The organism is Kitasatospora sp. NPDC059795, assembly GCF_042732175.1.
Lineage (GTDB): Bacteria > Actinomycetota > Actinomycetes > Streptomycetales > Streptomycetaceae > Kitasatospora.
This window is the reverse complement of record NZ_JBHWID010000013.1, coordinates 226420-243974: the sequence shown is the minus strand read 5'-3', so window position 1 is coordinate 243974 and position 17555 is coordinate 226420. Positions and strand designations below refer to the sequence as shown.

Genomic DNA, 17555 nt, shown 5'->3' with positions numbered 1-17555 from the left:
CTCGCGGCCGTTCCGACGTTTCAAACTCTAGCCGATCCCCGCTCCGAAAAGCGAATCCGCCGCAATCTCCGAAAACGCGCACAGCAAATACGAACAGAGACGCGAAAAGGACGCGACCCGGCACGGATCAACTGGGTGGTTCTCAAGGGATTGGCCGCCCCGGGACCGTCCACGCAGATGCGTGCTCGGTGCTCCCTGTCAGGCAACTCGGAGAACACTACACACCTGCGGGCGCAGGATCAAGTGCCACCTGGAAGACCAGGACGGCGACGTCGTCGTCGTGTTCGGCGGTCACGCCGAGGGCTCGCAGGAGGCGGGCGCAGACGATGTCGGGGGCGGCGACAGGGCCGGTGAGGGTGTGGGCGAGGTGGTCGATGCCCTGGTCGATGTCCTGGTCGCGGCGTTCGACCAGGCCGTCGGTATAGAGGACGCCGGTGGTGCCGGGGAGCAGGCGGAGGGTGTGGGAGAGGTGGCCGGCCCCGCCGGTGCCGAGGGGTGGGCCGTTCTGTTCCTCGCCGCGCAGGACGGTGCCGTCGGGGGCCCGCAGAAGGAGGGGGAGGTGGCCGGCGGAGGCGTAGACGAGGGTGGTGGAGGCGGGGTCCCAGACGGCGTAGGTGCAGGTGGCGATCTGGTTGGCGTCGATCTCCATGGCGAGGCCGTCGAGCAGGGTCATCACTTTGTGCGGTGGCAGGTCGAGGCGGGCGTAGGCGCGGACGGCGGTGCGGAGCTGGCCCATGACGGCGGCGGCGCGCAGGCCGCGGCCCATGACGTCGCCGATGACGAGGGCGGTGCGTCCGCCGCCGAGGCCGATGACGTCGTACCAGTCGCCGCCGACGGCGGCGTCGGCTCCGCCGGGGAGGTAGGTGGCGGCGACGTGCAGGTCGGCGGGCTGTTCGAGTTTCTGCGGGAGCAGGCTGTGCTGGAGGGTGACGGCGGCTTCGCGTTGGCGGCGTTCGGCGTCGCGGAGGCGGCCGGCGGCCTGGACCTGGTCGGTGACTTCGGTGGCGAAGATCAGGACGCCGGTGGGGGTGCTGCGGTCGTCGGGGCCGAGCGGGACACAGGCGATGTTGTAGTAGCGGTTCCCGCCGAGGCCGAGGATGCAGCGGGACTTCACGCTGCGCGGGCGGCTGCTGCGCAGTACCTGGTCGAGCAGGGGGAGCACGCCGAGTGCGGTGAGTTCGGGGAGGGCCTCGGCGGCGGGGCGGCCGGGGGTGCGGGCGCCGAACAGGTCGCGGTAGGCGCGGTTGGCGTAGCCGAGCAGGTGGTGGGGGCCGTGGGTGAGGGCGACGGGGGCCGGCAGGCGGCGCAGGACGTCGCGGAGGTCGTAGAGGTGTTCGGGGTCGCGGAGGTCGGGGCCGGAGGCGGCGGGGTCGCGCTGGCCGGGAACGGTGACGGGTTCGTCCGCGGTGGTGGGGGTCGTCCGCCACGCGGCTCCGGTGAGCCGGGCGCTCCAGCGCATGAGGTTCAACGTGGGCCGCTTCCTCGGGGAACTGTGTGGGGGTGCCTGCTCGCGGGTCGGTTCCAGTGTGATCATCACCTTGCGTGCGTGGGGTGGCACACGGCGTGATGGGGCGATCCTGTCAGGCTCCGGGGTGATTCCGGAAGTCGAGCCCCCGGTACGGCGCGTTCCGGCGGGTGTGCGCCGGGGACGCGCTTCCACCCGGCCGCCCGTGTATACACAGCACGTTCGCCGTACAGAGCCGCACAGAGCCGCACAGAGCCGTACAGAGGGGCGAAGTCAGCTTCCCGGTCCGGTGCGGAAACCTGACTCGAATTCGGCCCGGGGGTTCTCGATGGTGCCGAGCGAGACCACTTCGCGCGGGAACAATCCGCCGAACACCCAGTCCATCAGGACCCGGATCCGACGCTCCCGGCTCGGCAGGCGGCGCAGCAGGCGGACGCGGTGCAGCCACCAGGCACGCCGTCCGGTGATCCGGGTGCCGCGCCTGGTGTGGGCGACGGCGCGGCGCAGGCCGAGCGAGGTGGAGCATGCGGGATCGCCCGGCCGGTAGTCCGCGAGGGGCTGGCCGGCGAGCTCGGCGGCCAGGTTCTCGGCGAGCAACTTGGCCTGCGCGAGGGCGTGTTGGGCGTTGGGGGCGCAGGGCTGCCCGGCCTCGTCGGGGACGGCGGCGCAGTCGCCGGCGGCCCAGGCGTCGGTCAGGGGGGTGCCGTCGGGGTCGGCGATCCGCAGGGTGGGCGTGCAGGTGATCCGGCCGGCGTGGTCCAGCGGAAGGTCGGTGAGGGCGAGCACGGGGGCCGGACGGATGCCGGCCGTCCAGACCAGGGTGCGGGCGGCGAAGCGGCCGCCGTCGGAGAGCACCATGACCTGGTCGACGGCGGACTCCAGGGTGGTGGAGAGCCGGACGTCGATGTTGCGTTCGCGCAGTTCGGCGAGGGTCTGGGTGGCGAGTTCGGGGATCTCCTCGCTGAGGATGCGGTCGGTGGCCTCGACCAGGACCCAGCGCAGGTCGTCGGGGGTGAGGTTGTGGAAGCCCTTGGTCGCGGTGCGCGCCATGTCCTCCAGTTCGCCGAGCGCGCCCACGCCCGCGTAGCCGGCGCCGACGAAGACGAACGTGAGGGCGGCCTGCCGGAGCGCGGGGTCCCGGGTCGAGGACGCGAGGTCCAGCTGCTCCAGCACGTGGTTGCGCAGGGCGACGGCCTCGCCGACGGTGGCGAAACCCATGCCGTGCTCGGCCAGGCCGAGGACGGGCGCGGTACGGGAGACCGCGCCGGGGGCCATCACCAGGACGTCGTACGGGACTTCGGTCGGCAGCCGGAGCTCACCGCGCGGGGCGGCGTCCACCCAGGCGGTGCGGGAGGCGTGGTCGATCCTGGTGACGCGGGCGGTGAGCACCCGGCAGTCGGGCAGCGCGGTGCGCAGCGGGACGACCACGTGGCGGGGGTCGATGGAGCCGGCGGCGACCTCGGCCAGCAGCGGCTGGAAGGTGAGGTACGGCTGCGGTTCGACGATCGTGATGTCGATCCGCCGGTCCCTCAACTGCGGTCGCAGTACCTGCTGGAGGCGCAGCGCGGTGCTCAGTCCGGCGCAGCCGCCGCCGATGATCAGGATCCGAATGGGGCACCTCCGGCCGGCCCTCGGGTTGTGACCCGTTTCACGTTCCCCCTATGACGCACCCGCCGGAGGGCTCTTGTCCACACTCCGGGCCGGATCGGTCCAAATCCGATCCGGCATCCGACCCCGAAACACCCCTCGCCACCCCCGCCCGGACAACTGACAGGGGTGGCAAGGCGATTGGGCGGCGATCGGCGGCGACCAGGACGAATCCTCCTGTCCCCCGGCAGGGAAACGGCAGGGGTGCCGACCCGCCCTGGAACGGGGTGGACTTTCCGGGGCCCTGCACTTGATCGGCGCTTGCATCGAGGAAGGGCTTTCCTTGGGAACCGCCGGCCGTGCTCAGCGCGACCAGTACGGGTCGCCTTCCCGGGAGAGGTCGTCGAGCAGGCGCTTCCATTCGTCGGCACAGGCGTTGAGTTCGCGAAACGCAACGGTGAATCCACTCGCCCCGCTCCCCCGGGTTCCGCCTGCCGCACACGACCCCCCATGTGTTCGGCAAATTTGTGTGTGGTTGTTGTGCGCGCGTGTCGGCCACGCCGGCGAGGGACACCTGTCCGGAGGTCGGAGAGGTGTGCGTTCGATCCCCGTGCCGGTTGCGACGGTGGAGCATGGAACGATCTGATGATCCGTCAAGTTGCAGTCGAGAAGGACAAGTCGGGCCGCCGGGCGTCGAGCCCTCGGGTGTGACTCGTCTCACGTGGGGCGTGGGCGGTGCCTGTGGGGATTTGTCCGCAGCTGGTGCCGGATCGGATCGCCGGCGGTGAGGAGTGGTCCACTTCTGCGGCGAACTTCCTTGAACTATGGTCGGATTGTGGTTCGGACCGCCGAAGGTGCCGGTCCATGGACCTGCGAGCTCGGTGGCATCGGTGCGACTGCCCGGGAGCCATCCGGGGAAGGTAGTGCGCGGACGTCGGACCCGACCGGTGTCGGCAGCGCACACCAGGGGGCGCAGTGACCGTTCGGGTGCCCGGAACGGGGCGCCTCGGGGGAGGTTGGCATGTCGGAGCAGGAACAGTTGGCCGAGCGGTCGCCGGGTGGCGCGTTCGGGAGGTCCGCGGTGGATGTGGTGCCGGAGCAGCGTGGCCCGGGTGAACGGGAGCGGTTCGCGTTCCCGCAGGGCGAGCGTCCGGGCGAGGCCGGGCGGGGTGCGGGTTCGCGCCTGCGGGTGGATGCCCGGCGGAACCTGGAGAGTGTGCTGCGCGCCGCGCGGGAGGTGTTCGGCGAACTCGGGTACGGGGCGCCGATGGAGGAGGTCGCGCGCCGGGCCGGGGTGGGTGTCGGCACGGTGTACCGGCGCTTCCCCAGCAAGGAGGTGCTGGTCCAGCGGATCGCCGCCGAGGAGGTCTCCTGGCTGACGGCGCAGGCCCGGGAGTCGCTGTACGGCGGGCTGAACGGGCCGTGGGACGCGCTGGCGGGATTCCTGCAGCGGGCCGCCGCCTCGGGCGCGGGCCGGCTGCTGCCGCCGGAGGCGTTCCGCTACGCCGAGGAGATCGGCCGGGTGCCGGAGCAGCGCGCCGGCGAACTTCGGGCGTTCGCCGGGGCGTCGGCGTCCGATGCCGAGCAGAGCGCGGATCCGCGGCTGCTGCTGCAGCTGCTGGCGGCGCTGGTGGCCCGGGCGGGTGCGGCGGGCGAGCTGCGGGCGGGGGTGACGGTGTCCGACGTGGTGCTGGTGCTGACCGCGGCGGTGCCGGTGCACGCGTCGGCGGCGTTCGCGGCCGAGGACGGCGGCGAGGGCGGCGGTGCGGGCGGCCGGCTGCTGCAGATCCTGTTGCAGGGCCTGCGGACGTCCTGAACCGGCCGTGGGCGTCGGGTGGTTGACGGTCGGTGCGGGAGGCCGGGGCCGGTGACGCGCCGTTCGGGTGACGGGAAGCCGCCGGGCGCGGGCGGCGCGCGGGACTGTCCGGGTACGCGCGGTGCCTGCGCCGTCGGTCTCCGAACACTTCGGCGAGCGGCGGCCCGGAAGAGTGGGTCCGAGTCCGGGCGGCTACCGGTGGTCGCTGCGCTATGCCATTCTTTGCCCGTGGTTGGAGCCATTGTCCTGTTGCGCACCGTGATCGCCGTCGACGTCGAGGATCGGCCCGTGTCGTGTGCCGTGCGACCGGGCGGTGCCAGGTGAACCCGGACGAGCAGGGCGAGGGCGGGGAGTTCGGCTCCGGGCTGGGCACGCCGGGCCAGGTCCCGGACCAGGGCGGAAGTCCGGCCCGGGAGTCGCTGACCGGCCGGGTGCCGGGCCAGGCCCCCGCCGGGCAGGGCGGGGTCACGCCGGAGGCATTCATCGCCGAAGAGCTGTCGGCGCGTGTCACGGTGCCGCCGCCGGCCGACCCGGTGGACGGTGAACGCCCGCCCTCGGACGCCGAGTTGACGGCCCTGGTGCGGGCCGGCGACGACACCGCGTACGAGGAGATCTACCGCCGCCACGCGGACGCGGTGCGCCGCTACGCCCGGACGTGCTGCCGGGACAGCTTCACCGCCGAGGACCTGGCGGGCGAGGTGTTCGCCCGCACCCTGCAGGCGTTGAAGGCGGGCAAGGGGCCGGAGTTCGCGGTCCGCGCCTACCTGCTGACGGCGGTGCGCAACGTCGCGGCGGCCTGGGGTCGTTCGGACCGCCGCGAGCAACTGGTGGACGACTTCGCGACGTTCGCCGAGGCGTCCGCCGCCACGATCGAGTTCGACCTGGCCGACCCGGGCGCGGACGCCTGGGCGTTGGCGCTGGCCGATCAGCGCATGGTGATGCGGGCGTACGCCGAACTCCCGGAGGACGACCGGGTGGTGCTCTGGCACACCGAGGTCGAGCGGGAGTCGCCGAAGACGGTGGCGGTGATGCTGGGCAAGACCGCCAATGCGACGGCCGTGCAGGCCCACCGGGCCCGCGACCGGCTGGCCGCGGCGTTCCTCCAGGCGCACGTGTCGGGCAGCCAGGAGTCGGGCTGCGCCGGGTACGCGAACCGGCTGGGCGCGTACGCCCGCGGATCGCTGCGCAAGCGGGCGTCGGCGGAGGTCGGCAAGCACGTCCAGGACTGCACCCGGTGCACGGCCGCGTACCTGGAGCTGGCGGACATCAACCACAGTCTGCGGGCGGTGCTTCCGGGCGGTGCGCTGCTCTGGGTCGGCGCGGGCTGGTTCACGGCCGCGGCGGCCGCGGTCGGCACCGGCGTGGCCGTCACGGGCGCGGTCGCCGGCGGCACCGTCGCGGCCGGCGGTACGGCGGCGGGCGGTACGACGGCCGGCGGTACGGCGGCGGGCGGCGGTTCGTCCGGCGGTGGCACGGCGGCGGCCGGGCAGGGGCTCGGTACGGCCGCCAAGGCCGGGATCGCCGCGGGCATCGCGGTGGTGGCGGCGGCCGTCGCCGCGTTCGCGCTGACCGGTACGCCGGAGCCGCCGGTGGCCGCGCCGCCGCCGGTCAGCACGGTGCCGGACGTGCCGGCCCCGGTGACCCCGCCGCTGCCGGTGTCCTCGCCGACCCCGGACCCGACGCCGTCGACGTCCCCGTCCCCCTCGCCGTCCCGGACGCCGAGCCCGAGCCCGAAGTCGAGTTCGTCCCCGACGACGAGTCCGAAGCCGGCCGGCACGCCGCCCCGGGCGGCCGAGCCGGAGCCGTCGGCCGCGTCGACGCCGCCGAGCCCGAGCCCGAGTCCGAGCCCCACGCCGAGTCCGAGCCCCAGTCCGGTCACCCGGTTCTGGCTGGACGAGCTGCCGACGAACCGCGGCCACCACAGCGCGGACACGCCGGTCATCCGCGGCTCCGGGTTCGTCCTGCAACGGCCCGGCGCGTGGATCCAGGGCGACTACTACCGGCACGCGCTGGCGGTCCAGGTGCCGTCCCGGGTGACCATCGACCTGAACCGCAGCTGCCGGTCCTTCGACGCCGTCGCAGGGCTGGACGACTTCGGGACGGGCTACGGGCGGGTGGTCTTCTCGGTGCAGGGCGGCAACGGTCAAGTGCTGTGGAGCTCCGGCGAGTTGTCCTCGGACGACAAGCCGGTGCAGGTGCACGCCCAGCTGTCCGGCCAGACCTCGATCCGGCTGGTGGCGACCACGGCCCGCGGCTCCGTCCCGGTCGACCTGGCGGACTGGGCGCAGGCTTCGCTCAACTGCTGACGGCCGCCTCGGCCGGAGCCGCCCCGACCCGGGCGACCGCACCGGGGCCGGTCGGTCGCGCAGCGAGACCCAGCCGCGCCGCGAGGCTCTGCTGGGCGTGGGCGAGCCGGCGCACCGGCCAGCGCAGCAGCACGTACAGGCAGAGCGCCCAGCCGGCGGCGTGCACGGCCCACACGCCGGCCATGGTCGGGCCGCCCCACGCCTGGTGGTAGTCGGTGCCGAGATACCAGATCGGGTAGCCGAAGTTGCGCACCGAGTTGAACGCGGCGTACCCGACCAGCAGCAGCGCGAGCGCGTCCAGCGGCAGGCCGAGCACCGTCCGGGCGAGCCGGCGGCCGGGCGTCCAGTGGCCGGGGCCCCACGTCCGGGCGTGCAGGCGGGCGGCCCGGGTGGGCTGTCCGGCCAGCAGCAGGGCGGCCCCGGCCAGGTCGGCCGGCAGGGCCAGCGCGGACCGGACGGCGGGGGCGCAGACGGCGCGGAACGGGCGGCTGGTCACGGACAAATCCCGGGGCTCCTTCTGATCGGGTCGAGGCCCGTACTGTGCCGGGCCGCGACCCGACGCGGCGTCACCCCGGGGAGCCGGATCGCCGTCGTACCCGGGTACGACTCAGATCGCGCAGCTGCCGTCCGCGCAGGCGTTGCCGGCCGGGGCGATCTCGGTGAGCTGCCGGGCGGTCTCGGCCTCGACCTGGCGCAGCACCTGGAGGAAGGTGTCGGCCTCCTGGCCGCCCTGGACGGCCCACTGCCCCTCGAAGACGAAGGTGGGGACGGCGGTGACGCCGATGGCGCGGGCCTCGGCGAGCGCGGCGCGGGTCTCGGCCTCGCCCTCGTCGCCGGCCAGGTAGGCAGCGGCGCGCTCGCGGTCGATGCCGGTCTCGGCGGCGAGGCCGGCCAGCGCCTCGACGTCGCCCACGTTGACGCCCTCGGAGAAGTGGGCCTTCAGCAGGCGCTCCTTGAGGGCGGCCTGCACGGCGGGGCCGTACTCGGTCTCGGCGAGGTGCAGCAGGCGGTGGGCGCGCAGCGTGTTGACCTCGACCGCGGTGTCGAAGTCGTAGTCGATGCCGAGGGTCTTGCCGACCTCGGTGATCTGCGCGTCCATCGCGAGGGACTGCGGCCCGTACCGCTCGGCCAGCCACTCGCGGTGCGGGCGGGCCTGCTCGGGCGCGTCGGGGACCAGCTGGAAGGGGCGGAAGACCACCTCGACGCCGTCCTTGCCCTCGAAGCGCTCCAGGGCCTCTTCGAAGCGCCGCTTGCCGACGTAGCACCAGGGGCACGCGATGTCCGAGTAGATTTCGACCTTCATGGCGGGGCGGGCTCCTGTCGAGGGGTGGTTCACGGCGGCCGGACGGCCTGCACCGACAAGATGAACGCTCAACCACTCGCCGTCATTCCTGGTCAGGGCTCTTCGACGGGTGCGGGGACGACCAGCACGGGGCAGCCGGCGTGGTGCACGGCGGCGGTGCTGACCGAGCCGAGCAACAACCGGGTGAAGCCGCCGTTGCCGCGGGTGCCGAGCACCAGGGTGTGCCGCCCGTCGGCGGCGCGGAGCAGTACGTCCACCACATTGCCGAGCAGCACGTGCAGGGTGAGCTGCCCGGCGTACGGGCGGGGGCGGGCGGCCTGGACGGTGGCGACGGCGCGGCGCAGGCCGTCGGACATGCTGGCGGTGAGGCGTTGGACGCTCTCCTGGACGAGGTCGGCCATGCCCGGCGGGTAGCCGGTGGGCGAGGGGTTGACCACGGCGAGCACGTGCAGCGGCAGGCGGTGCGCCTCGGCCTCGGTCATCGCCCGGTCGAGCGCCCAGAGCGAGGCGTCGGAGCCGTCGCAGGCGTTCACGATCGCGGTGCCGGGCGGCGGGGGCTCGGTGCTGACGGGGAGGGTCATGGCGCGACGCTATCCGTCGGCCCGGCGCGCACCGGGCAGGCACGCTCGGCGGCCGACGCTCCGCCGCGGTGCGGCACGGGGCGGGCACGCTCAGCGTTCCAGCGCGGTGCGGCACGGTACGGACGGTCGGGCCCGCTCAGCGTTCCAGCGCGGTGCGACGCGGGGCGGGCAGGCCGGTCCAGGCGGAGCCGGGCCGGCGGGCGGCGAGGCGGCGCAGCCAGATCTCGACGGCGATCAGTTCGGCGAGCGCGGCGAGGGTGGCGGGCGGGGCGTCCTGCGCGGGGTCGGTGGCGGTGGCGAGGGCCTTGCGGACGGCGGGGGTGTCGATCAGCCCGGCCTCGCCGAGCAGCGGCCGGTCGAGCAGCTCGGTGAGGGCGGGGGCGGCGGCGCGCAGGCCGTCCCGGGCGGGGGCGTGCGGGTCCGTTCCGGTGCCGCGTCCCCAGGTGGCGGGGAGGTCGGTGCGGCCGGCGCCGGCCAGGACGGCGGAGAGCAGGGCGGGCCGGGCGCCGGGTTGCAGGCGGAGTTCGTCGGGGAGCAGGCGGGCGGCGCGCAGCACCTGGTTGTCGAGGAACGGTGCGTGCAGGCGCTGGCCGTGCTGTTCGGTGGCGTGCACCAGGGTGCGGTAGTGCGCGGCGTACCGGTGCAGGGCGAGGCGGGCGCGGCGGGCGCCGGGCGGTTCGGTGGGGGCGCCGTCGCGGGCGGCGGTGCGCAGGTGCTGGGCGAGTGCGGCGAGGGGTTCGTCGGCGAGCAGGTGGGCGGCCGGTCCGGTCGGGTGCCAGGTCAGTTCGGCGGCCGTCGCGCGGCCCGCGGTGGCCGGTCCGCCCGGTCTCCGGCGGATCGTCAGGTGCAGGGCGAGGTCGTCGAGGGCGTCGGCGGAGCGGGTGCGGGCCAGGCGGCGAGCGGCGCGCAGCACGGTGACGGGGGTGTGCAGGGCGCCGGTGAGGGTGCCGGCGGTGGCGCGGTCGGCGCCGGCCAGGGCGGCGACGGGGGCGAGCAGGTGGAGCGGGCGTCCGGCGTGGAGGAGGTCGGCGAGCCGGGCGGGGTGGCCGTCGAGGACCTGTCGGGCGCCGTGGCCGGTGAGGTGGTCGGCGCCGCCGGCCCGGTGGACGGCGGTGTACCGGGCGGCGTGCAGCAGTGCGGGGCCGGGTTCGTCGGTGAGCGGGCCGGCCAGCGGGTCGGCGAGTCCGGCGTACGGGAGGACGGGCGGGACGACGAGGTGGCGCAGCCGGGGTGCGTGCACGGCGAGGGCGAGGCCGTCGGTGTCGCCGCGGGTGACGGCGGGCAGCGTCTCGGGTTCGGGCCGGTCGTCGGCTTCGCGGGCCCAGGAGCCGCGGACGGCGCCGGTGCGGGCGGCGGGCCGTTCCAGCGCGGTGCCGGGCCGGGTGCCGGCGGGGAGCGGGACGGCGGCGGCGAGCAGGGCGACGGTGGCGGAGGCGGTGCCGTAGGAGAGGTCGACGCCGAGTCGGGGCCGCGCGCCGGGGGCGGTGGCGCGGACCCGGCAGCGGACGGCCTCCAGCAGGGCGCGGGTGAGTTCGCGGACGGCGGGGGCCTCGGCCGGGGCTTCGGCGGGGTCGTCGGGGTGCGCGGTGTGGTGGGCGCGGCCGCCGCGGATGCCGAGGGCGTGGCCGGGCGGCACCCGGCGGACGCCCCGCCAGGGGGTGCGGTCGCCGAGCACCTCGGGGGTCTCGGGGGTGGCGAGCCGGGCGGCCAGGTGGGCGGCGTCCAGGGGTGCGCCGACCAGGTCGGCCAGCGGCAGGGCGGCGGTGGCCCAGGCGGTGCCGCCGGCGAACGGGGTGTGGAAGACCGGCTGGACGCCGGCCAGGTCGGTGAGCAGCACGGTGGAGCGGGTGCCGGTCCGCAGGACCACGGTGTAGCTGCCGGGCCAGCGGGTGAGGTGGCGCAGCGCGCCGCCGCGGGCGGCGGCCAGGCCGTCGGCGAGTTCGCGGTCGGTGGCGCCGCAGCGGCCGGCGACGGCGAGGCGCAGGGTGGCGGGGGTGTCGAGGTGGGTGCGGTCGGCGGGGTCGCGGGGGTCGAGTCCGCCGCGGACGTCGGCGGGGGCGCCGGGGCGGAGCACGGCGAGGCGGAGTTCGTCGGGGCGCCAGTCGCCGACCGCCCAGAGCGGGTCGGGGCCGCCCCAGAGCAGGGTGCCGGCGATCGGCCGGACCGCGGCGAGGGCCGGGTCGGCGGCCGGTCCGCTCCAGCCGGTGAGCCACCGCATCGCGCCTCCGTGGTGCTAGGGCCTGGCCGGCCGGGCGCGCGGCGAACACCCGCTCATGTGCAGGAAATTGGCGCACCGTCAGGAGACATCGTGCCACCGGTGGGCGCAGAACGGGTGGGGCTTTCGCGGCGAGGCGCACGGACCGGGCCACCCCCTCCGGGGCCCGGGCCGCGCAGATCCTCGAACTCCCGTCCGGGGCACGGCCGGTGGCCGCCGACGCGGTGCGGAAATGGTCCGTGGACGGTGCGATACGGCCGCAATGTGGCCGAAATACGTCGCACGGGCCGGGAGGGCATCCGCATGCCCTCCCGGACGCGCCGCTGCCCGCGGGGATTGAGGCAGCGTTTCCCCCGGCCCGCCGGGTCCTCGACGGCGGGCCGATCCACAGGCACCAGCGAATCGCCCACCTGCCGCTGCGGCCAGGGAGCACGAATGGCGCACGCGGGCACGGGCCGGGAGCACGGGCCTCCGGCAGGTGCCCGCGCGACGCCCGGCGGACGTCCGGCCGCCCGTCGCGGACGCAGCGCGTTCCCGCCAACCGGAATGCGGCCTCTTAACCGTGGGAACGCGGGCGACTACGCTAGGTGCAAGCAGTCCGGTGGCGTGCTGCCAGCGTCACCGATCGCCGCCATCCGCGCACGACGTTGCCAGGGGGTGCCACCGCCACCATGACCGTCAGCTCACGAGGGCCGAACGACCGGCTGGGCGCCCTTCTCACACTCGCCCAGATCAGCAACGCCGGGCTCGCCCGCCGGGTCAACGACCTGGGCGCGCAACGCGGCCTGACCCTGCGCTACGACAAGACCTCGGTGGCCCGCTGGGTGACCAAGGGCATGGTGCCGCAGCGCCCGGTGCCGCACCTGATCGCCACCGCGCTCGGCAACAAGCTCGGCCGCCCCGTCCCGCTGGAGGAGATCGGCCTCGCCGACTCGCACCCCACGCCCGAACTCGGCCTGGAATTCCCGCGCGAGGTCCCGGAGGCGGTCCGCTCCGCCACCGAGCTCTGGCGGGTCGACCTGGACCTGCGGCGCGGCCCCGGCGGCGGCCGGTGGAGCGACACCCTGGCCGGCACCTTCTCGGTCGCCGCGTACGCGACCCCCGTCTCCCGCTGGCTGATCACCCCCGCGGACGGCTCGGTGGCCCGCGAAACCGCCCCCGATCTGTCCGGCTACCGGGTCGGGCACGCGGACGCCGCGAAGCTCCGCGAGGCCGCCCAGGAGGCCCGCCGCTGGGACTCCAAGTACGGTGGCGGCGACTGGCGTTCCTCGATGGTCCCGGAGTGCCTGCGGGTGGAGGCCGCCCCGCTGCTGCTCGCCTCCTACAGCGACGCCGTCGGCCGGGCGCTGTTCGGCGCCACCGCCGAACTCACCAGGCTCGCCGGATGGATGGCCTTCGACACCGGCCAGCACGAGGCCGCCCAGCGCTACTACATCCAGGCGCTGCGCCTCGCCCGGGCCGCCGGCGACGTGCCGCTCGGCGGGTACGTGCTGGCCTCGATGAGCCTCCAGGCCTCCTACCGCTCCTTCCCGGACGAGGCCGTGGACCTCGCGCAGGCCGCCCTGGAACGCAACCGGGGCCTGGCCACCGCCCGCACCATGAGCTTCTTCCACCTGGTCGAGGCCCGCGCCCACGCCAAGGCCGGCAACGCCACCGCCTGCGGCAGCGCGCTCTCCGCCGCCGAGGCCGCCCTCGACCGGGCCCGCCCCGGCGACCCCGACCCGACCTGGATCGACTTCTACGCCTACGACCGCCTCGCCGCCGACGCCGCCGAGTGCTTCCGCGACCTCGGAGTGCCGTCCAAGGTCCGGCAGTTCACCCGCGAGGCACTGGCCCGCCCGACCGAGGGCTTCGTCCGCTCGCACGGCCTGCGGCTGATCGTCTCCGCGATGGCCGAGGCCGAGGCCGGCGACCTGGAGGCCGCCGTCGCCGCCGGCGAACGCGCCGTCGAGGTCGCCGGACGGATCTCCTCGCACCGCAGCCGCGAGTACGTGGTCGAGCTGCTGCGCCGCCTGGAGCCCTACCAGAACGAGCAGCGGGTCAAGGAACTCACCGAACGCGCCCGCCTGGTCCTCACCACCGGCTGACGAGGGGTTGCGTTCTTGAAGCACGACGTCCAGGTCGTGGTGGTCGGCGGCGGCATCGTCGGCCTGTCCACCGCGTACGCGCTCACCCACGGCCACCCCGGCGGCACCGTCACCGTGCTGGAGAAGGAGAGCGCCCTCGCCACCCACCAGACCGGACGCAACAGCGGCGTCATCCACAGCGGCGTCTACTACCGGCCCGGGTCCCTCAAGGCCCGGTACGCCACCCGGGGCGCCCGCGAGATGGTCGAGTTCTGCCGCGAACAGGGCATCGCGCACGAAGTCACCGGCAAACTCGTCGTCGCCACCGAGGAGACCGAACTCCCCCGCCTCGCCGCCCTCGCCGAACGCGGCCGGGCCAACGGCATCCCGCTGACCGAACTCGACCCGGCCGGCATCCGCGAGCACGAACCCGAGGTCACCGGCCTGGCCGGCCTGCACCTCGCCACCACCGGCATCTGCGACTACACCGCCGTGGCCCACCGCTACGCCGCCCTCGCGGGCGAACGCGGCGCCGAACTCCGGCTCGCCACCCCGGTGTTGGGCATCGCCCGGCGCGCCGACGGGGTCACCGTCAGCACCCCCACCGGCGAGATCCGCTGCGCGGTGCTGGTCAACTGCGCCGGCCTGCACAGCGACCGGATCGCCCGGCTGGCCGGCGACGACCCCGGCGTCCGGATCGTCCCCTTCCGCGGCGAGTACTACGAACTCGCGCCCGCCCGCCGCTCCTTGGTCCGCGGCCTGGTCTACCCCGTCCCCGACCCGGCGTTCCCCTTCCTCGGCGTCCACCTCACCCGCGGCATCCACGGCGACGTCCACGTCGGCCCGAACGCCGTCCCCGCCCTGGCCCGCGAGGGCTACGACTGGCGCACCGCGAGCCTGCGCGACCTCGCCGAGACGATCCGCTTCCCCGGCACCTGGACGATCGCCCGCCGGCACTGGCGCTACGAACTCGGCGAGCTCCACCGCTCCCTGTCCAAGCGCGCCTTCACCGCCGCCGTCCGCCGTCTCCTCCCCGCCGTCACCGAGGCCGACCTCCTCCCCACCACCGCCGGCGTCCGCGCCCAGGCCGTCGCCCGCGACGGCACCCTCCTCGACGACTTCGCCTTCGCCGGCTCCGGCCGCCTCGTCCACGTCCTCAACGCACCCTCGCCCGCGGCGACGGCCTCACTGGCGATCGGCCGCGAGATCGCCCGGCGGGCAATGCGAGGGGTGGACGACCAGTGAAGGGGTGAACCACCAGGGGCGCGGGCCGGGTTCGCACCCGCTCTCGCCGCAGGCGGTTTTCCGGGCTCCCGTAGACTGGTGCGATTGTGACCTCCTCCGCCCCCAGCCCCCAGTTGCCCGCTTCGGCCCGGCTGTCCGCCGCCCCGGCGGCGTACCCCGCGCCGATGTACCCGCACAAGGCCACCGAGGCCCAGCACCGTGAGCAGCGGATCCGCAGTTTCCAGCCCCGCCGTGGTCGGATGACCAAGGCGCAGGCGGGTGCGCTGGACCGCGGCTGGGAGCGTTTCGGCCACGCCATCGACGGCACGCCGATGGACCTGCCGGCGATGTTCGACGGCCGTCCGGTGACGCTGGAGATCGGTTTCGGGATGGGCGACACCACGGCCGCGATGGCCGCCGCCGACCCGTCGTCGGGCATCCTCGCGGCGGACGTCCACACCCCGGGCCACGGCAACCTGCTGCAGTTCCTGGAGCGGGACGGTTCGGAGAACGTCCGGCTCGCGGCGGGCGACGCGGTGATCCTGCTGCGCGACATGCTGCCGGACGCGTCGCTGGCGGGTCTGCGGGTGTACTTCCCGGACCCGTGGCCGAAGCCGAAGCACCACAAGCGCCGGCTGATCCAGGAGTCGTTCCTGGAGCTGGTGCTGCCGCGGCTGGCCCCGGGCGCGCTGGTGCACTGCGCGACGGACTGGGAGCCGTACGCGGAGCAGATGCTGGCGGTGCTGGAGGCGTCGCCGGAGCTGGAGAACCTGCACCCGGAGGGCGACGGTTCGCCGTGGCTGGAGCCGGAGGAGCACCCGGCGGGCAGTGTGCCGGGTTACGCGCCGCGTCCCGAGTGGCGTCCGGTGACGAAGTTCGAGCGGGCCGGCCTGGCCAAGGGCCACCTGGTGCACGACCTGCTGTTCCGCCGCCGCTAGGGCCTGTCTTCGAACCCCCGCCTGCCCCACGGCCCCTGGCACGCACTCTCGCCGCACCGGGCGAAAGACCAAGTACACCCAGTACGGGGCCTTCCACCCGGCACGCCGAGAGCACGCACCAGACGCCGCGGGGCTGCGGCGCGGGTTCGAAGACAGGCCCTGGGCCCGCTGCCGCAAAGCGCCGTCTGCCGAATCGTCCCTGCGCGGAACATCGGCGGCGGCGCTCTCGTGCATCTGCTCGATCAACCGGCCCTGGTGGGACCGGGGTTGGTCGGGGCCGTCGAAGTCGCGCCGGTGGTCCCGGCGTTCGACCCGGTGACGTTCCGTCCGCCAACCTTCTCGGACATGTGTGCGTTCTCCCCCCTGGCATCGCGGGTAAGGACAACGATGAGGCGGCGTCCGCCGTTTCGCCTTGCTGACGGTCTGTCGTCCCGGGGCGCACGGATTGTCCGCTCCTCTCCCGCAGGAGCGGAGCATTCCCCTACGCTTCTGCAGGTGAGCAGTCCGCCCAGCGGCAAGGCCTCCCCCAGCCTGCTTGTAGGGGCCGCCGCCATGGCCGCCGATCCGCCGCCGTCCCCCACCGGTGCTCGGCCGTTCCCGGAGCCGAGGGCGCGCCGGTCCGGAAGGCTGTCCCGGCTGTATCCGTCGGCGGTGGGCCGGATTCCGGGCCAGCGCGGGGCGCGGGTGGCGCGGGTCGCGCCGTCGGTGGTGCGCCGGTTGTGGCCGTTGCGGCGGCCGGCGCTGTCCTCGGCGGTGGCGGCGTTGGCGTTGGCCGGGTCGGGGGTGCTGATCCTGCACCTGGTGCAGCGGCAGACCGGGACGGCGGGGCTGCTGGTGGGTCTCGGGCTGGCGTTGCTGCCGTTGCCGTTCGTGCTGGGGTCGTTGGCGTGGCTGAACCAGACCGCGCGGGTGCCACTGCGGCACAGCCTGTTCTGCCTGGCCTGGGGGGCGTGTGCGGCGACCACGGTGGCGATCATGGCGAACGGCTGGGCGAGCGACTTCCTGATCGCGCACCGGGGCGCGCGCGGGGAGACCTGGGGGTCGGAGTTCGCGACCCCGCTGATCGAGGAGGTGGCGAAGGGCTCGGCACTGCTGATGCTGCTGCTGCCGTTGCGGCGGCGGCACCGCTGCGACGCGGAGCGGCCGTGCGGCCGGCTGCGCCGAGTGCTGTGGCACCGGCAGGGCGGTCCGGAGCGTCCGGTGGCGCTGTTCCGACCGGCGCCGGCGGGGCGGCAGCGGGCCCGTTCGCGGCCCCGGACGCTGGCGGCGGGGGCGGTGCTGGGCGGGGTGACGGCGTCCGGCTTCGCGTTCACCGAGAACGCGCTGTACCTGGGTCGGGCGTTCACCGCGGACCGGCAGGCCCGGCTGGACGCGATCGGCCTGGGACGGACGCCGAGCCTGCGGGACTTCGACGGGACGGTGCACACCTTCGTACTGCGGGCCCTGCTGTCGCCGTTCGCACATCCGCTGTTCACGGCGCTGGCCGGCATCGGCCTCGCGGTGACGCTGACCACCGGCCGCCGCTGGGCGGCCCGGCTGGGCGCCCCGGCGGGCCTGCTGCTGGCGATGGGCCTGCACGGGGCGTGGAACGCGGCGGCCGGGCTGGGCACCGACGGCTTCCTGCTGGTGTACGGCCTGGTGATGGTGCCGTGCTTCGCCGCGCTGGTCTGCTTCGCGGTGTGGGCGCAGACCCGCCGAACCCGCCAGCCGACCGGACCCGGTTGACCTGCGCGGGTCCCCCTGGGGAACGGATTTCCCTTTCTCGTGGGAGTCACGTAGAGTCGTGTTTACCGACGCGGGGTGGAGCAGCTCGGTAGCTCGCTGGGCTCATAACCCAGAGGTCGCAGGTTCAAATCCTGTCCCCGCTACTCAGTAGCAAACGAAGGCCCGGAGGCATCGCCTCCGGGCCTTCGTCGTGTGCCCGCCGGATGTGGCGAAATAAATCCGTTGCCCGGTCCGAGGGCGGTGCCTACGCTGGCAGCACACTGAAAGGAGGTGATCCTGAGTTGAGTTCTTTCAGGATGCGTGAGGTGGCTGCTCGCTAGAGCCGCCCC

11 protein-coding genes, 1 tRNA gene and 1 pseudogene are annotated in these 17555 nt (G+C 74.7%); 7 read left to right on the top strand and 6 right to left on the bottom strand.

The annotated features are described in order from the left end of the window. Positions 1 to 250 precede the first annotated feature (250 nt). Positions 251 to 1468: pseudogene (locus ACFV4P_RS25845) on the bottom strand (PP2C family protein-serine/threonine phosphatase); the annotation flags it as partial. A 270-nt stretch (positions 1469 to 1738) separates the two neighbouring features. Beyond that, positions 1739 to 3070, bottom strand: coding sequence for an NAD(P)/FAD-dependent oxidoreductase (locus tag ACFV4P_RS25840; RefSeq protein WP_380474954.1), 1332 nt, complete (start codon positions 3068 to 3070; stop codon positions 1739 to 1741). Between the two features lie 1003 nt (positions 3071 to 4073). On the opposite strand from ACFV4P_RS25840, the gene ACFV4P_RS25835 reads away from it, so the two are divergent. After that, on the top strand, positions 4074 to 4868 hold the full coding sequence (locus ACFV4P_RS25835; RefSeq protein ID WP_380474936.1) for a TetR/AcrR family transcriptional regulator: 795 nt from the start codon (positions 4074 to 4076) through the stop codon (positions 4866 to 4868). 320 nt (positions 4869 to 5188) lie between these two features. After that, a complete protein-coding gene (locus ACFV4P_RS25830) occupies positions 5189 to 7174 on the top strand; it encodes a sigma-70 family RNA polymerase sigma factor (protein ID WP_380474934.1) in 1986 nt (661 codons plus the stop codon). Here ACFV4P_RS25830 and ACFV4P_RS25825 read toward each other — a convergent pair. The 4 genes from ACFV4P_RS25825 to ACFV4P_RS25810 form a co-directional block, all read right to left on the bottom strand. Beyond that, positions 7164 to 7676, bottom strand: coding sequence for a hypothetical protein (locus tag ACFV4P_RS25825; RefSeq protein ID WP_380474932.1), 513 nt, complete (start codon positions 7674 to 7676; stop codon positions 7164 to 7166). The two genes, ACFV4P_RS25830 and ACFV4P_RS25825, sit on opposite strands and share 11 nt — an antisense overlap. A 105-nt stretch (positions 7677 to 7781) precedes the next feature. Then, a complete protein-coding gene (locus tag ACFV4P_RS25820; protein WP_380474930.1) occupies positions 7782 to 8477 on the bottom strand; it encodes a DsbA family oxidoreductase in 696 nt (231 codons plus the stop codon). Positions 8478 to 8569: 92 nt separating this feature from the next. Further along, a complete protein-coding gene (locus tag ACFV4P_RS25815; RefSeq protein WP_380474928.1) occupies positions 8570 to 9058 on the bottom strand; it encodes a universal stress protein in 489 nt (162 codons plus the stop codon). A 136-nt stretch (positions 9059 to 9194) separates the two neighbouring features. After that, a complete protein-coding gene (locus ACFV4P_RS25810) occupies positions 9195 to 11276 on the bottom strand; it encodes an asparagine synthase-related protein (RefSeq protein ID WP_380474926.1) in 2082 nt (693 codons plus the stop codon). Between the two features lie 668 nt (positions 11277 to 11944). Here ACFV4P_RS25810 and ACFV4P_RS25805 point away from each other — a divergent pair. From ACFV4P_RS25805 to ACFV4P_RS25785, 5 genes are all read left to right on the top strand, one after another. Further along, positions 11945 to 13360: an MFS transporter gene (locus tag ACFV4P_RS25805; RefSeq protein ID WP_380474924.1), complete on the top strand. Its 1416-nt coding sequence runs from the start codon at positions 11945 to 11947 to the stop codon at positions 13358 to 13360. A 15-nt stretch (positions 13361 to 13375) separates the two neighbouring features. Then, complete coding sequence (gene lhgO, locus ACFV4P_RS25800) at positions 13376 to 14584, top strand: L-2-hydroxyglutarate oxidase (protein ID WP_380474922.1); 1209 nt, start codon at positions 13376 to 13378, stop codon at positions 14582 to 14584. Positions 14585 to 14670: 86 nt separating this feature from the next. Continuing rightward, complete coding sequence (trmB, locus tag ACFV4P_RS25795) at positions 14671 to 15501, top strand: tRNA (guanosine(46)-N7)-methyltransferase TrmB (RefSeq protein ID WP_380474921.1); 831 nt, start codon at positions 14671 to 14673, stop codon at positions 15499 to 15501. Positions 15502 to 15996: 495 nt separating this feature from the next. After that, complete coding sequence (locus ACFV4P_RS25790; RefSeq protein ID WP_380474919.1) at positions 15997 to 17226, top strand: PrsW family intramembrane metalloprotease; 1230 nt, start codon at positions 15997 to 15999, stop codon at positions 17224 to 17226. A gap of 69 nt (positions 17227 to 17295) precedes the next feature. Next, positions 17296 to 17369 (top strand) — tRNA-Met (locus ACFV4P_RS25785). Positions 17370 to 17555: the final 186 nt, after the last annotated feature.

Bases quoted from the DNA above. Each gene is read 5' to 3' on its own strand.
- ACFV4P_RS25835 (WP_380474936.1), top strand. From the start codon at position 4,074: ATGTCGGAGCAGGAACAGTTGGCCGAGCGGTCGCCGGGTGGCGCGTTC.
- ACFV4P_RS25820 (WP_380474930.1), bottom strand. From the start codon at position 8,477: ATGAAGGTCGAAATCTACTCGGACATCGCGTGCCCCTGGTGCTACGTC.
- ACFV4P_RS25815 (WP_380474928.1), bottom strand. From the start codon at position 9,058: ATGACCCTCCCCGTCAGCACCGAGCCCCCGCCGCCCGGCACCGCGATC.
- ACFV4P_RS25810 (WP_380474926.1), bottom strand. From the start codon at position 11,276: ATGCGGTGGCTCACCGGCTGGAGCGGACCGGCCGCCGACCCGGCCCTC.
- ACFV4P_RS25805 (WP_380474924.1), top strand. From the start codon at position 11,945: ATGACCGTCAGCTCACGAGGGCCGAACGACCGGCTGGGCGCCCTTCTC.